A 15,211-nucleotide genomic window follows, 5' to 3' on the forward strand; every position below is an offset into this window, starting at 1 on the left:
CGTGTAGCCAATGCGTACCTTGGCTCGGGTGGCGAGGAAGAAGCCCAGCGCCAGCACTTTCATGACTTCCTCGGCGCCCAGGCTGCGCCCGAAGACGTGATGCTGTGTGCGTCGCCGGAAGAAGGCCCGGGTCGCCAGCAGAGGATATTGGCCTCCAGTTCCTCGCCGATGGCCACCACCGCCACGTCGTGGTTGCCGACGCCGGCCTCGCGCAGGGCCTGTTCGTCGTGCCCCATGCGACTGGGCAACCGCCGTCCGCTCCGACCCGCGCGACGCAGTGCGTTCGCACTGAAGTATCGCCGTGGCGGTAGAATCCTCGCTCGTCTCTTTAATCATCGGATGTCGAGTCACCGGCCATGCATTGGCGCGCGATTTTTCGCCTGTTCGGCGTGCTGTTTCTGTTCTACAGCCTGAGTTTTCTGCCGTCGCTGGGCATCGCCTGGCTGTACCGCGACGGCCAGATCCAGGTGTTCGCGGCGTCCTGGCTGCTGTCGGCGATCCTGGGGGTGCTTTTGTGGCTGCCCAATCGCAATGATCCGCGGGCGCTCTCGGTGCGCGAGGCGTTCTTCGTGGTAACGCTCTTTTGGGCACTGCTCGGGGCCATCGGTGGTTTGCCCTTCGTGCTGGGGCTGCATCTGTCTTTTACCGACGCGGTGTTTGAGTCCATCTCCGGTTTCACCACCACGGGCGCCACCGTCATCATTGGGCTTGATGCCTTGCCGGCGTCGATTCTTTATCACCGCCAGCAGATCCAATGGCTCGGCGGCATGGGCATGATCGTGCTGGCGGTGGCCATTTTGCCGCTGATGGGCGTGGGCGGCAGTCAGCTCTATCGCGCCGAGTCCTCCGGGGTGGCCAAGTTCGAGAAGCTCACCCCGCGTATCGCCGAGACCGCGCGATCGCTGTGGGGACTCTATGTCGGCCTGACGCTGGCCTGTGCGCTGGCCTTCTGGGGCGCGGGCATGACGCTGTTTGATGCCGTCGGTCATGCTTTCGCGACTGTCGCCACCGGTGGATTCTCCACCCATGATGCCAGCATGGGCTGGTTTGACAGCCCGCTGATCGAGAGCATTGCCATTGTCTTCATGCTCGCCGGCGGGGTGAACTTCGCGGTGCATTTCATTGCCTGGCAGCGGTTCGATCCGCTGGCCTATGGACGCGATCCGGAGGTGCGGGTCTACGGCTGGCTGTTTCTCGGCGGCAGTCTGTTCGTGGCGCTGAGCCTGGTGTGGACCCACGCCTATGCCAGCTTTGGCGAATCGCTGCGCCATGGCGCCTTTCAGGTCGCCTCCATCCTCATCAGCACCGGCTTTGGCACCGCCACTTTCGGCGATTGGCCACGACATATTCCGCTCACCCTGATCATTTTGTCGTTCATCGGCGGCTGCATCGGCTCGACCGCCGGCGGCATGAAGGTGCTGCGGATTCTGCTCATGACCCGTCAGGGCGTGCAGCAATTGTTTCATCTCGCCCATCCGCGCGCCCAAATCAGCCTCAAGCTCGGCGGTCGCCCGGTGGATCAGGACACCCAGTTTTCCATCTGGGGCTTCGCGGTGCTCTATACCTCCGTGAGCCTGCTGCTGACCGTGGGGATGATGGCGCTGGGGCTGGATTTCATCAGCGCGGTCGGCGCCGTGGTGGCGACCATCAATCTGCTCGGTCCAGGGCTGGGTGAGGTGGCCGCCAGTTTCGCCACGGTCGATGACGCGGTGAAATGGCTGTCGGTCTTCGCCATGCTGGTCGGGCGCCTGGAGGTCTTTACCCTGCTGATTTTGTTCCTGCCGGCTTATTGGCGGGGGTGATACCGGCGCCTGAGTTCAGGACAAGGGTATGCGGCGGCTGGGGCGACCGGTCATGCTGGCTGACAGCCGGGAGTTGCGCAGCGTAGAATGAGCGCCATTGCGGGTTCGCAGGGGTCACCGATGAACGACACAGATATCAACGCCTTCATCGCGCGCTGGGGCGGCGGGGTCAGCCACGGTGGCAACGAGCGCGCCAACCTGCAGCTGTTCCTGACCGAATTCTGCACCCTGCTCGATCTGCCGCGGCCCGACCCGGCGCGCGCCGACAACAGCCAGAACGCCTATGTCTTCGAGCGCTCCGTGACCGAGCACAAGGCCGACGGCAGCACCACCCCACGGGCGCTTGATCTCTACCGGCGCGGCTGCTTCGTGCTCGAAGGCAAGGACACCGGCAAACAAACCGGCAGTGACGGCTGGGACGCGGCCATGGTCAAGGCGCATAAGCAGGCCGAGCATTACGTCAAGGCGTTGCCCGCCGCGGAAGGCCGGCCACCCTTTATCATCGTGGTCGATGTGGGGCGCGCCTTCGTGCTGTATTCGGAATTCACCTGCACCGGCGGCAACTACGTCCCCTATCCCGATCCGCGCGCTTACCGCATTGGCCTGGAAGATCTGCGCTCGCAGGACATCCGCACACGCCTGCGCGCCCTGTGGCTCGATCCGCTGAGCCTGGACCCAAGCCGCCGCGCCGCGGAGCTGACATGGAAAATCGCCGCCGCCCTCGCCCGCTTGGCAAAATCGCTCGAAGAGAGCGGGGCGGGCGCCGAACGCGTCGCCGGCTTTCTGTCGCGCTGTCTGTTCACCATGTTTGCCGAGGATGTCGAGCTGCTCCCGGCCAACAGCTTCTCCGCGCTGCTCGGGCGCCTGCAACAACAGCCCGAGGCCTTCCCGGACGCGCTCAAGAGCCTGTGGCAGAGCATGCACAGCGGCGGCTTTTGCGGTGTCCTCACGACCCAGGTGCTGCGCTTCAATGGCGGCCTGTTCGAGGACGCCGACCCCCTGCCACTCACCGCCGAGCAAATCGGCCAACTGATCGACGCCGCGCGCGCCGACTGGCGCGAGGTAGAGCCGGCCATCTTCGGCACTCTGCTTGAGCGCGCCCTCAACCCGCGCGAGCGCCATAAGCTCGGCGCTCACTACACCCCGCGCGCCTATGTCGAGCGCCTGGTGATGCCCACGGTCATCGAGCCGCTGCGCGCCGACTGGGAGCTGGTGCAGGTCGCGGCCCGGAATTACCAGCGCCAGGGCAAGCCGGAGGCGGCGCTGGCCGAAGTCAAGAACTTCCACGGCCGGCTCTGTGTGACCCGGGTGCTCGACCCGGCCTGCGGCAGCGGCAATTTCCTCTATGTCGCCTTGGAGCACATGAAGCGACTTGAGGGCGAGGTGCTCAACCTGCTGCGTGACTTAAGCCCGCAAAGCCAGATGGACAGCGAGGGCTTCACCGTCGACCCGCATCAGTTCCTCGGCCTGGAGGTCAACCCGCGCGCCGCGCGCATTGCCGAGATCGTCCTGTGGATCGGCTTCCTGCAATGGCACTTCCGCACCCATGGCCAGGTCAATCCGCCCGAGCCGGTGCTGCGCGACTTCAAGAACATCGAATGCCGCGATGCCCTGATCCAGGCCCAGGCGCGCGAGCCGCTGCTGGATGAGCAAGGCCAGCCTGTCACCGTCTGGGATGGACGCAGCGTCAAACCGAGCCCCATCACCGGCGAGCCGATTCCCGACGAGCGCGCGCGCCTGCCGGTTTACCGCTATCTCGAACCGCGCCGCGCCGAGTGGCCGCAAGCGGATTTCATCGTCGGCAATCCGCCCTTCATCGGCGCCGCCGCCATGCGCCGCGCCCTGGGCGACGGCTATGTCGATGCCGTGCGCACCGTCTATAGCGGCCAGGTGCCGGACTCGGCGGATTTTGTCATGTACTGGTGGCAGATCGCCGCCGAGAAAGTCAGGAAGGGCGAGGCGCGCCGCTTCGGCTTCATCACCACCAACAGCCTTCGCCAGACCTTCAACCGCCGGGTACTCGAGCCGCATCTCAATGATGCCAAGTCGCCCTTGTCGCTGGTGTTCGCGGTGCCGGATCACCCCTGGGTGGAGGCCAGCGACGGCGCGCAAGTGCGCATCGCCATGACGGTCGGCGCGCCGGGTGAGCAACAGGGGCTGCTGCGCAAGGTGACCGCCGAGCGTTCGGGGGAGGAGGATGCACGGGCCGTTGAACTGAGCGAGCGCGAGGGTAAGCTGTTTGCGGATCTGGCGATTGGGGCGGATGTGGCGGGATCATCGCCGCTTATCGCAAACTCATCAGTAGCATCGAGAGGTGTGCAACTGATCGGATCTGGATTTATCGTCAACGGGGAAGAAGCTCTAGCGCTTGGTCTGGGTCATGAACCGGGCATGGAAGCGGTGATTCGCGATTACCGCAATGGTCGCGATCTCACCCAGAGCCCGCGCGGGGTGAAGGTCATCGATCTGTTCGGACTGGATGTCGAGCAGGTCCGTCAGCGGTATCCGGCCATCTATCAGCGCGTGCTGGAACGGGTGAAGCCGGAGCGGGATCAAAACAATCGCGCATCCTATCGCAATCACTGGTGGATTTTCGGCGAGCCACGGAAGGACTGGCGCGCGATGAGCGCCGGATTGAGCCGCTACATTGCCACCGTTGAAACGACCAAGCACCGCATTTTCGCTTGGCTCGACGCCAACATCCTGCCCGACAACATGCTGGTCAATATCGCCAGCGATGATGCCTTCCTGCTTGGCGTGCTCTCCAGTCGCCTGCATGGCATCTGGGCGCTGGCAACCGGCGGTCGTCTTGGGGTCGGCAATGACCCGCGCTACAACAAAACCCGCTGCTTCGAGACCTTCCCCTTCCCCGTCGCCGGTGACACCCAAATCGCCACCATCCGCGATCTCGCCGAGCAGATCGACGCCCACCGCAAACGCCAGCAGGCCAAGCATCCCTCGCTCACCCTAACCGGCCTCTATAACGTCCTCGACGCCCAGCGCCACCAACGGCCGCTGACCGAAAAGGAACAAGCCATCAACAACCATGGCCTGGTCACCCTGCTGCGCGAACTGCACGACCAGCTCGATGCCGCCGTCTTCGCCGCCTACGGCTGGCAGGATCTGGCCAAAAAGTTGGTAGGCCGCCCCGGCGCCACCTGTCCCTGGCCCGACAAACCTGCCGAGCAGACCGAAGCCGAGGAAGAACTGCTCACCCGCCTGGTCGCCCTGAACGCCGAGCGCGCCGCCGGGGAAGCCCAAGGCGCCATCCACTGGCTGCGCCCCGATTACCAAAACCCGGAAGCGCCGACCACCACCACCGGCGAACAACACACCGCCGACCTCGACACTCCTGCTCCCGAGACCAGCAGCGCGAAGTCGAAACAGGGCAAAATGAAATTCCCAAGCCTGCGCGCCGGGATGCTGGCGCAAGTCGCCGCCGTCAAAGACATGCTCGGCAAGCAGGCGCGCAGCCTCGACGAGTTGACAGAGGAGTTCACCGAGCCCAACAAAAACCGCCCCAAGATCGCCGACATCCTCGCCACCCTCGAATCGCTGGGCTTCCTGCAACGCGAGGGCGAGCGCTACCGGCTCACGCGCTAAAAGGGCAATCGAACGGAACACCAAAGTAGATCAGACAAATGAACAATGACTTACTACAACGCATCACCGTTGATCCACGCATCTTCGGTGGCAAACCCATCATCCGTGGGCGACGCCTAGCCGTGGAGCATGTTCTAGGTATGCTCGCCGCGGGAGATGACATCGACATCCTGCTCGAAGGCTATCCCTGGTTGGAGCGCGAGGACATTCTGGCTTGCTTGGCGTATGCCCATCGGCTCGTTGAGCACGAGCGGGTTGAACCTCTGATGGTCGATGCGGCCGCATGAAGCTGCTGCTGGATACCTGCGTTTGGGGCGGCGCCGCGGCATTCCTTGCAGCCGCCGGTCATGATGTGCGCTGGATGGGAGACATTGAACCCGACCCCGGCGATGAAGCCATCATGACACGCGCGTTCAGCGAGGCGCGCGTCCTCGTTACATTGGACAAGGACTTTGGTGAGCTTGCCATTGTTCACCGTCGTCCGCACTGCGGAATTGTAAGGCTTGTCGATTTACCAGCCCGCCAACAGGGGGCCTATTGCGCAGCCGTCGTCGAGCGTTATGCCGCTGAACTCGCCCAAGGTGCCATCTTGACCGTCACAGCCGAGCGCGTGCGGGTTCGCGGCGGGACTCACCATGACTGAGCAGAATCAACCAAAATCCATCGAAGCCCGCGCCCGGACTGTCCGCGAGCTTCTCGATAAGGCCAAGTACACCATCGACTTTTACCAGCGGGAGTACGCCTGGGAGGAGCGGCAAGTCCGGGAATTGGTCGACGATCTCACCGGCAAGTTCCTTGACCACTACGACTCGGGTCATGCGCGCCCCCAGGTCGAGCACTATGGTCACTATTTCCTCGGCTCGGTGGTTCTCAGTCACAAGCGCGGTCAGCGTTTCATCGTCGATGGCCAGCAGCGCCTTACCACGCTGACGCTGCTGCTGATCGAGCTGTACCATCGTCAAGGCGAGCGTGCCGATGGGGTCAATGTGCGCAACCTGGTCTTCTCCGAGAAATACGGCCACAAGAGCTTCAACCTGGATGTGCCAGACCGCGAGCCGATCATGCGCGCCTTGATGGACGGTCAGGATGCACAATTTGATGTCAGTGAGGCGACGCCGTCGGTCGTGAATATCCAGGCCCGGGCGGCCAAGTTTCAATGCCGACCGGGGTTTTACGCTGCAAACTCAGCTTATGTTGGCGCCGCTCTCCTCCGAGGATTCCAAGGACACGGCTCGGCGCAAAATCGCGCTGGTGGCAGACTTCGTCGATATTTGGCTGGCGCGCCGCATTTGGTGTTTTCGCACCATCAGTTACTCCTCGGTCAAGTACACGATATTTCAGCTCACCAAGGCGTTGCGCGGCCGGGATATCAGCGACCTCGCGGCCTTCCTGCGGGCGGAATTGGATGCTCAGAAGGAGAGTTTCGCGAGCGCCCCGCAGTTTCGGCTGCACGCGCAAAATTATCGCCAGGTTCGCCACATCCTTGCTCGCCTGATCTGGATGGCGAAAAGCCACCCGTCTATGAGCCCATCGCCACCATTGATGAAGAGGAAGCAGAAGCAGAAGCCGGTAACCGTCCTGATCGCTATGAAGCCAGGCTCGCCTTCTGGACCAAGCTACTCGACCACGCCAAGACTCAGTCTGATTTGCACGCGAGAATCTCCCCCGGCAAATACCACTGGGCTGGGGCTCGTCGCCACGGTGTCTGGTGGAACTACTGGGTCACGATGGCGGAGACCCGGGTGACCATTTACATCGATGGCCCCGATGCCGCTGCGAACAAGACGGTCTTTGATGCGCTCCATGATGGCCATCGCGACGAGATTGAATCCGCCTTCGGTGGCCCACTGGAGTGGCAGCGCCTCGACGAGCGCCGCGCCTGTTGGATCGGAACCAAGTTGGAAGGTGGCTGGGTCGATGAATCAACTTGGGATGACGTCATTAAAAAGGCTGTGGATGCTATGACCAGGCTCTATGCCGCGGCATCGCCTTGTCTCGATCAGTAGAAGAAACGGTCGGCGATTTCGGCGAGCACGCCATCGCACGGCCAACTCCGGTCGACTCCGGTTTTTTCGTGGTTCGCTTGGCTCCCTGGCCATGCTCAATCCTTCCAAGGCCCGAGACCGGGAATCTCGACCTGACCCTCGGCGAAAATTCCATTCTCCGCGCCGATGTGGCAGCGATTGCACTGACTGAAGCTACCGACCTCTGGATTGTCCATGACCAGACGCGCCGGAACCTGATGGTGCTTGCGGATGAAATACGGCGTCTCGGTGATGCGCGGCAGACTGGCGTCAGATCGCGCCGCACCCGGCACGGCAAAGGCTCGCTCGCGGATTCGCGCTGATGTGTCGGCCGCATTAGCCATCAGATAAGCCCGCAACTCGGCGGCCAGGTCATCCGCCAGCGAGGCGTCATCGCCATAGTGATTGGCGAGTGACTCGGGCGCCAGGATGTGCTTCCAGGAGTCCGCCGGCAGGACGCCGGGCGGATAAGCCAGATGACAGGAACCGCATTCCTCAAGATAGGCCGGCTGGGTGGCGGGCGCGATGTTCGGGAACATCCGCAACCAACTGCGCCAATCGCGCGTCTCGCCGTCTGCGGCCATCACGGCAGTTCCGGCCGCGCCGAGCAACAGACCCGCCAGCGCAAACAGGGGGATGGAAGGGCGTTTAGGCATGTATCGACTCTCCAGCTCCAGCTTATTGCAGCAGGCATTTATTCACTCTCTGCGCGCTTGTAACCGCTGATCATGCCGCCAATCAGATTCTCGCGATGCAGCAGACTGGAGGCGAGCACCCCAACCACATGGATTAGGATCAGAGCGAGTGTGAGGTTGGCCAGCACCTCATGGGCCTCTTCCAGCACATTTCCCAAGAAGGGCGGCAGACCGCGCATCACCCCGGCCAGCGGACCGGCGAATTCCTCAGCGCCATAGAGCGCCAGACCGCTGATTCCGGTGGCGGCGACACAGGTCAGAAGCAGCACAATCATGGCGCCACCCGCCGGGTTGTGGCCCAGATAACGCGGCGCCCGCAAGCGCAAGACATCGCGCAGATACGCAAGCACGGCGCCAGGGCTGCGGACAAAGTCGCTGAAACGCGCGTGACGCGTGCCGATCAGCCCCCAAACCAGGCGCACACTGATCAGGACGAGCACCAGATAGCCGGCCCAGACATGGACGCCGAGAAGATCGTCCTCGACGATAAAGGCGGTGGCAAACCCCGCCACTAATGACCAATGAAAGATCCTGACCAGCGGATCCCAGACGCGAACCCGCTTAAGGGTCTCGAGGCCGGGGCTAGTGGCAGGGGTGGCGGTGTTATTCAGCTCTTCGTTCGACATGTTATCGGTTCTTCCATACAGGTTTGATAATGAGTTCGTCGGTTCGAGCGAATCGACGCCTTGGCCGAGAAGAATAACCAAGAGCGCCTGACCGAAGGCTGACGACGGCTGTCAGCCTTTTGTCAGGGTATCCTCAGTACGCTGTCGCCACAGCCTGCAAGGACCACCAGGAAACCCTGACTGGAGCCAGGTTGACTGCCAACCAACGGAGAACCGACCAATGAAACGACAGCTTGCCACTGCCCTGCCCACAGTCCTGTTCAGTGCCAGCATGCTGATCCTGTCTGCCACCCCCTGGGCGGCCGATCCCGCCGCTGGAGCAGCCGGTTGGCTCAAGGAATACCCCCAGGCCGATGGTTCCAAGCCGCGCAGTTGCACAACCTGTCATGGTCGCGATCTGACGCAACCGGGACAGCATGCCAACACCGGCAAGGTCATCGAACCCCTGGCCCCCTCGGTAAATCCGCAGCGCCTCACCGATGCAGCCAAGATCGAGAAATGGTTGCGGCGCAACTGTCGCTGGACCATCGGGCGCGAGTGCACCGCCGACGAAAAAGCCGATTTCATTGCCTACATCAAGACCCAATAAGCAGGAGGATCGACCCATGAGCCCCTATAGATTCAAATCTGTTCTGACACTTTTGGTCACCGGCACGCTGGCCGTGAGCAGCGCCCACTTGGCGTTCGCCGATGATGATGACGATGACCATGAACGCGGCAAAGACGACTGGTTCGAGTCGCGTCAGGCGCCGGTCGTCAACGCCACTTACAGTGAGGAATGCGGTTCCTGCCACATGGCCTATCAGCCCGGTCTGCTCCCGCCGCAGGCCTGGGCCAGGATCATGACGTCGGATGCGCTGATCGATCACTACGGTGACGATGCCAGCCTGTCCGAGGAACTGCGCGCCGAGATCAGCGCCTTCCTGGCGGCCAATGCCACGAATGTGTCGCAGCAGATGATCCCAGGCGATGCCAGCAATCCGGGCGCGACCTCTGGTGGTCTGCCGCGCATCACCGCAAGCGCCGAGTTCAAGGATGAGCACGACGAGATACCGGCCCGCCTGGTGACAGGCAACCCGGAGGTCAACAGCTTCAGCCAGTGCAACGCCTGCCATCAAAAAGCCGCCGAAGGCAACTATGACGAACGCTGGATCGACATTCCGGGCCATGGTCCCTGGAGGGATTGAGCCCATGCGCAATGCAGGACACCATGACGCGAATCTTAATCATGCACCCCGCCATCTTGATTGGATTACTCAGTCTGCTGCCGCTTCAGGCTGGCGCCGACGATCACGACGATCCGGCGGATAACGCCGGGACCACCAGGTATGAGCAGCCGCAGGATCACCAGCGCGCGCGCGCAGCCCGTCTGCGCGGCGAGATCCGGCCGATTGCCGAGATCCTGCATCAGATCGGCGCACAGATCCCGGGGGAGGTCATCGGGATCGAACTCGAACGCGACAAGCACGCCGGCCAGCGGGTCTGGCTCTACGAACTCAAGATCCTGACCCCAGACGGGCGCCGGTTGGAGGTTGAGATCGACGCCCGCGAGGGTGAAATCCTGGAATTGGAGGATGAGGACTGATGCGCCTGCTCCTGGTGGAAGACGACGATCAGGTCGCCGAGACGGTGATGGCCGGTCTGACGGCCGCCGGCTTCCTGGTCGAGCGCGCGCGCGACGGGCGCGAGGCCTGGTTCATGGGTGATACCGAACCCTATGCCGCCGCCATCCTCGATCTTGGGCTGCCCGGACTCGATGGCTTGTCGGTACTGCGTCAGTGGCGCGCCGCCGGTCAGCGGCTGCCGGTGTTGATCCTGAGCGCGCGCGGTGACTGGACTGAGCGCGTTGAGGGCATCGAGGCCGGCGCCGATGACTATTTGCCCAAACCCTTTCGGCTCGAAGAACTGCTCGCGCGCGTGCAGGCACTGATCCGCCGCGCCGCCGGACAGCCAGCACCCGTCCTTGTCCATGGTCTCTTTCGGCTGGATACCCGACGCCAGAGCCTGAGCCACGATGGGCGAGCCATTCATCTCTCGCCCCAGGAATACCGTCTGGTCAGCTATCTGATGCAGCAGGCCGGGCGCGTCGTCTCGCAACAGGAATTGACCGAGCAGCTCTATGCGCAGGATTTTGAGCGTGATTCCAATTCGGTGGAAGTGCTGGTCGGGCGGGTCAGGCGCAAGTTGGGCGCCGGGCTGATCCAGACCCGACGCGGTTTCGGCTATCTGATCGAGACAGATGACGCCGCGCCCGCCCCATAATCCTGCATGCTGGGTTCACCCTCGCATGAAACACCGCTCGCTGCGCGCCCGACTCTGGATCAGCGCGCTGATCTCAATCACCCTGGCGCTGCTGATCGCCTGGCTCGGGCTGGCGAATCTCTTCGAGCGCCATGTCGAGCGTCATCTTGGCGCTGAATTGGAGGTGCGGCTCAATCAACTCGCCGCCGCCGTCGAGATCGCCCCCGACGGCTCGATTCGTCTGACCCAGGAACCCCGGTCTCCCGCTTTCGCGCAACCCCTGAGCGGCCACTACTGGCAGATCGACCGCCTCGGTCAGGCCGGTGTGCTGCGTTCGCGCTCGCTGTGGGATGAGGTCATCACTCTGCCAAAGGACGTACTCAGACCGGGTGTGTTGCATGCCCATCGTCTATCGGGGCCGGACGGACAGTCGCTGCTGGTGCGCGAGCGAATCATCCGGGTCGGATCAGGCCCCGCGGCCGTCGAACTGCGGTTGATTCTCGCCCAGGATCGCGCCGAACTCATCCGTGCCCGCGCCAACTTCGCCGCCGACATGCGGCCCTATCTCGGACTCATCGCGCTGTTGCTGACCCTGGCGACGCTGATCCAGATCCAGACCGGGCTGGCGCCCCTGGAAGCCTTGCGCAGCGAGATCGGCGCCGTTCGCGACGGGCGCGCCGCACGGCTCGCGGCACAGGCGCCCGCTGAGGTCCAGCCGCTGATCGCCGAACTCAATGCCCTGCTCGAAGCGCGCGCAAGCTCCGTCGAGCGGGCGCGTGCCTGGACCGCCGATCTCGCCCACGGCCTCAAGACGCCGCTGAGTGTCAGACAACCTGATCTCAGGGAATTTACGCTGAGCCCAATTTCAGCACCAGGCGCAGATTGGTGCGGGGAAAAACCGTCTCGGTTTCATTCAGCTCCTCACAGAGTTTTGCAATGACCCGATCATTCGCCGCATTGGCGGAATGATGCAGTCGTACGGTCAATGTGCCCGCCTCTAGATCGGGAATTAAATCCGCCTCGGTGGTATAGAGCGCTCGCAATAAGGCGCGTGCCTCATCGGGACGCGTCAAATGCTCGCGCAAGCTATTGGCCATGGCTGTCTCGGCGCGATAGGCAATCATCTTTACTGTATCGATCAGTTGTTTGCTGCGCGTTGCCAGCTGACGAAAGCGCGCCTCTTCAGGCAGCTCCTCAATACGGATGTGCTTCGGAGTGTCCTTGCGCTGTGCCTTGAGCTGATCGAGGTCCTGTTGCAGCGTTTCGATCTCCTCCTGCAGTGCGGCTTTTTTGCGCACAAAGGGCTCGACATGCGTGGGCTCGATGGTGTCATCGAGCGTCATCTCCCCGAAGCGTGCCAGACGCCGGGTGAGTTTTCCGGTTACGGAGCGAACCTCCCCATCGAGCTGGCGGTAGTCAGGGTTCACCACCTCGATGGGGTCGGAAATCGCCTCGGTGCGATAGTCGACCAAGCGGTCTAGAGAGAAGTGTTGGCGGGCATACTTGAAGAAGTTTTCCTGAGACCAGCGGGCGAACATGGCTGCCGCCAGGGGGGCCCCATCGCTGCGGTAGTCCGTGCTCAGGATCGCGGTCTGATGGGCGCGTTCAGTCAATTTGCGCAGCTCTCTGACCCATAACCCATTGCTCAAGCGCGTCCCCCGTTCGGCCAGATCCATGGTCACCAGCTCGCCGCTGGCCAACCGCACCCGCGTGGCGGCAAACTCCTCCTCGGACCAGGGATCGCCGGGGAATTTGTGGTAGGTCAAACAGGCAATGCGCAGCGCTTTCATCCGGTTGAAAAAATCTGGCGAATAGCCTTCACGATCAAAGACAATGGTGAAGCGATGGGCCAATGGATCGTCCGCTGGTGGATCGGCAAGGCGGGCCGCGGGCAACGAGTGCTCCAATTGCGGCACGATCTTGTGCTCAATGGTCTGAATCAGTCCAGGGTCGACCGCCTGGTTGATGACCAAGAAGGGCTGACCATCCATGGCATTGACCCAGTAATCGGTCGTGGCGCGCAGACACAGCCGCTCACGGGCGACTTAGTGACGGGGCAGTTTGGTTTGGCTGCCGTGATAAACGCGCACATGACCATCGATGTAAAGGACGCCCGCTTGGTCCGGTGCTGCCGCCATCCATTGCGCGCACAAGGCCGCTCCCCACAGGGCCGCCCCATCGCCTTGGGAGAGCAGATGAATCTTGATGCGCAGGGTGCGCACTTCGGGAATCCGATCCAAACCCAGCAGTTTGCCCCATTCCCCGGGGGCGCTATAGCGCAACGATTCGATAAAAGGCAGGCGGGCTAAGGCCATGAAGCCAAGCAGCAGCAAGAGGCTATCGAGACCGTAATACCCTTTGGGCAATTCCAAATGGCCCTCAAGATGATCGAGTAAACCGACGGCGAGCAAGGCGGGCAGCGCGCATAGCAGTCCGCCATTGGGAACATCCAGCGCCGGGGTGAAGTCCGGGGCCACGGCGTCGAGCTCACCGATGCTGGCCGCAAGCCGGCCTTCGACATCGCTGGCTCCCATGCCCATCGCAGCGGCTTGGTCGAGCGTGGAGCGCTCGCTTTTGCAGGTCAGCGCCTGACTTTGGGGGGCGCTTTTCTCGCTCCGATGCAGGCGTCCGGCACGAATCGCCTTGGAGAAGGTGTCGCGCTTGATGTCTAACCGGTCAGCCACCTGCGAGGGCTCGAGACCTTCGTCGAGCAGTTGCTGGGCTTCGGCGAGCACTGCGGGGGTCAAGATGGCCGGTCCGCGGCGCTTGCGCGGTTGGTAAAACCCCTTGGGGCCCTCGCGGCGATAGCGCTTCACGGCGCGCTTGAGACTGATCTTGGAGACGCCAAAGGCACGGATAATCTGCGCTTGGGTGGCCAGGCCATTGACGCAGAACTGCGCGGTAATCATGCGAAAGGTGGCGATATCGTCTTCGTCATGGCGAAAGACGGGAAGGCCGAAGTAGAAGTAGATGACCTCACCGTCTTCTTTGCTGAAAGCCAAGTTGGCGGTGATCTCTGTGACTCCATGGGGAAATAACGGCAACTGCATTTGTGGCATTGGTTTGGACGCAAGGCGCAAGTGGGATTTGGGCGCGGCGGCCTCCGCCACACCGCTAACAGGGTATCTTCGCAAAATCCGGCAGCGATGTGACCTTGCGACCGGCTCGGTCCCGGTGTGGCTTTCTAATAGGCCGATTCAACACGATTTTTCCGCCAGTCAAGTCAAATCAAGCGGCAGGTCGAGATCAGGTCATCTGAGTGTCCTGGCTGCCGATGCCGAGCACTTGCGTCAGGCCGGCCAGCCGGCCCTGGCCGAGGACCTTGATCAACTCGCCCTGACCATCCGTCGGCGCGTCGAGCGCGAGTTGATCCGCGCGCGCGTGCGCTCCGGTCATCCGCCGCACAACACGCGCACCGAGGTGGTCGAGAATCTTGAGCGCTTGCTCCGCACCCTAGGGCGCACGCCCGCTGGCGAACGCATCGACTGGCACATCCTGGCCCCGGATCGGGTCGAGGTGGCGCTGATAGCTGGGGATCTGCTCGAACTGCTCGGCAATCTGCTGGAAAATGCCGCGAAATGGGCCGGTGAACGGGTCGAGATCCAGGTATTGACCTCAGCGGACGGACGGGTCGAGATCCGGATTGCCGACGACGGTCATGGCGTCGCGCCCGCGCACTGGTCGCGACTCGGCGAGCGCGGCCTGCGACTCGACGAGCAGCAGGCGGGCACCGGCCTGGGGCTGGCCATCGTGCGCGACGTGGTCGAGGCTTATGGCGGCACGCTCGGCTTCGGTCGCGCTGAGTTGGGCGGCCTGTTGGTTTGGGTCAGACTGCCGGGGATGCTATCCGCCTGAACCCGGCTCGTCGATCCCCAGCCAACGACAGCGGCCGACGCGAGCGACCGGTGAGTGGGGAGTGTGGCCTATCGGCTGTTTGATCGAGTCGGGCTACTGGCGCACGCTGACAAGCGCGCCGATGCCCTCTCTGGCGGTCAACGCCAGCGCGTCGGCATCGCCCGCGCCTTGGCGCAACAGCCGGAGCTATTGTTGGTGGACGAGCCGACCGCCAGCCTGGATCCCAAGACCAGCCGCCAGATCATGCGGCTGATCGTGGAAATCTGCGTCGAGCAGAAAGCAGCGGCTGAAAAGGTTTGGCGCTCGCAAGGCTGATCCTGACAAAACAGTCAGCCCAGCGGCCAAATATCCGGCCATCCAGTCGG

Annotated in this window: 15 protein-coding genes and 1 pseudogene; 12 read left to right on the top strand and 4 right to left on the bottom strand. The window is 62.8% G+C overall.

Annotation, left to right across the window (positions count from 1 at the left end):
* Positions 1-59: 59 nt before the first annotated feature.
* Positions 60-236, bottom strand: coding sequence for a hypothetical protein (locus tag Thiowin_RS21200; protein ID WP_328983338.1), 177 nt, complete (start codon positions 234-236; stop codon positions 60-62).
* A gap of 120 nt (positions 237-356) precedes the next feature.
* Between Thiowin_RS21200 and Thiowin_RS21205 the strand changes: the two genes are divergently transcribed.
* From Thiowin_RS21205 to Thiowin_RS21225, 5 genes are all read left to right on the top strand, one after another.
* Positions 357-1,802, top strand: coding sequence for a potassium transporter TrkG (locus Thiowin_RS21205; protein ID WP_328984961.1), 1,446 nt, complete (start codon positions 357-359; stop codon positions 1,800-1,802).
* 120 nt (positions 1,803-1,922) lie between these two features.
* Entirely contained in the window at positions 1,923-5,405 is a 3,483-nt protein-coding gene (locus tag Thiowin_RS21210) for a class I SAM-dependent DNA methyltransferase (RefSeq protein ID WP_328984962.1), read from the top strand.
* A 38-nt stretch (positions 5,406-5,443) separates the two neighbouring features.
* The gene (locus Thiowin_RS21215) at positions 5,444-5,692 is read left to right on the top strand and encodes a DUF433 domain-containing protein (RefSeq protein WP_328984963.1); all 249 of its coding nucleotides are present in this window, start codon (positions 5,444-5,446) and stop codon (positions 5,690-5,692) included.
* Positions 5,689-6,048: a DUF5615 family PIN-like protein gene (locus tag Thiowin_RS21220; protein ID WP_328984964.1), complete on the top strand. Its 360-nt coding sequence runs from the start codon at positions 5,689-5,691 to the stop codon at positions 6,046-6,048. Before Thiowin_RS21215 ends, Thiowin_RS21220 begins: the two co-directional genes overlap by 4 nt.
* Positions 6,041-7,411, top strand: coding sequence for a DUF4268 domain-containing protein (locus Thiowin_RS21225; RefSeq protein WP_328984965.1), 1,371 nt, complete (start codon positions 6,041-6,043; stop codon positions 7,409-7,411). The genes Thiowin_RS21220 and Thiowin_RS21225 overlap by 8 nt, the downstream gene beginning before the upstream one ends.
* Positions 7,412-7,506: 95 nt before the next feature.
* Here the strand turns inward: Thiowin_RS21225 and Thiowin_RS21230 are convergent, their stop codons facing one another.
* Together Thiowin_RS21230 and Thiowin_RS21235 are read right to left on the bottom strand one after the other, a co-directional pair.
* Positions 7,507-8,085, bottom strand: coding sequence for a cytochrome C (locus Thiowin_RS21230; protein ID WP_328984966.1), 579 nt, complete (start codon positions 8,083-8,085; stop codon positions 7,507-7,509).
* Between the two features lie 38 nt (positions 8,086-8,123).
* Positions 8,124-8,750 (bottom strand): cytochrome b/b6 domain-containing protein, encoded by a 627-nt coding sequence (locus Thiowin_RS21235; RefSeq protein ID WP_328984967.1) that lies wholly within the window; start codon positions 8,748-8,750, stop codon positions 8,124-8,126.
* 220 nt (positions 8,751-8,970) lie between these two features.
* Between Thiowin_RS21235 and Thiowin_RS21240 the strand changes: the two genes are divergently transcribed.
* Genes Thiowin_RS21240 through Thiowin_RS21260 form a run of 5 tightly spaced genes read left to right on the top strand, consistent with a single transcriptional unit; the run spans position 8,971 to position 11,931 of the window.
* Positions 8,971-9,339: a DUF1924 domain-containing protein gene (locus Thiowin_RS21240; RefSeq protein WP_328984968.1), complete on the top strand. Its 369-nt coding sequence runs from the start codon at positions 8,971-8,973 to the stop codon at positions 9,337-9,339.
* A gap of 16 nt (positions 9,340-9,355) precedes the next feature.
* Positions 9,356-9,937 (top strand): cytochrome C, encoded by a 582-nt coding sequence (locus tag Thiowin_RS21245; RefSeq protein ID WP_328984969.1) that lies wholly within the window; start codon positions 9,356-9,358, stop codon positions 9,935-9,937.
* A gap of 23 nt (positions 9,938-9,960) precedes the next feature.
* Complete coding sequence (locus tag Thiowin_RS21250; protein WP_328984970.1) at positions 9,961-10,335, top strand: PepSY domain-containing protein; 375 nt, start codon at positions 9,961-9,963, stop codon at positions 10,333-10,335.
* Positions 10,335-11,012 (top strand): response regulator transcription factor, encoded by a 678-nt coding sequence (locus tag Thiowin_RS21255; protein ID WP_328984971.1) that lies wholly within the window; start codon positions 10,335-10,337, stop codon positions 11,010-11,012. Before Thiowin_RS21250 ends, Thiowin_RS21255 begins: the two co-directional genes overlap by 1 nt.
* A 25-nt stretch (positions 11,013-11,037) precedes the next feature.
* Positions 11,038-11,931, top strand: coding sequence for a hypothetical protein (locus tag Thiowin_RS21260; protein ID WP_328984972.1), 894 nt, complete (start codon positions 11,038-11,040; stop codon positions 11,929-11,931).
* Here the strand turns inward: Thiowin_RS21260 and Thiowin_RS21265 are convergent.
* Positions 11,840-14,050 (bottom strand): annotated as a pseudogene (locus tag Thiowin_RS21265) (putative transposase). The gene Thiowin_RS21260 and the pseudogene Thiowin_RS21265 overlap by 92 nt on opposite strands.
* Before the next feature lie 226 nt (positions 14,051-14,276).
* On the opposite strand from Thiowin_RS21265, the gene Thiowin_RS21270 reads away from it, so the two are divergent.
* Complete coding sequence (locus tag Thiowin_RS21270) at positions 14,277-14,846, top strand: sensor histidine kinase (protein WP_328984973.1); 570 nt, start codon at positions 14,277-14,279, stop codon at positions 14,844-14,846.
* A 54-nt stretch (positions 14,847-14,900) separates the two neighbouring features.
* A complete protein-coding gene (locus Thiowin_RS21275) occupies positions 14,901-15,161 on the top strand; it encodes an ATP-binding cassette domain-containing protein (RefSeq protein WP_408034116.1) in 261 nt (86 codons plus the stop codon).
* The last annotated feature ends 50 nt before the right edge of the window (positions 15,162-15,211 follow it).

Source organism: Thiorhodovibrio winogradskyi, from assembly GCF_036208045.1.
Taxonomy (GTDB): domain Bacteria; phylum Pseudomonadota; class Gammaproteobacteria; order Chromatiales; family Chromatiaceae; genus Thiorhodovibrio; species Thiorhodovibrio winogradskyi.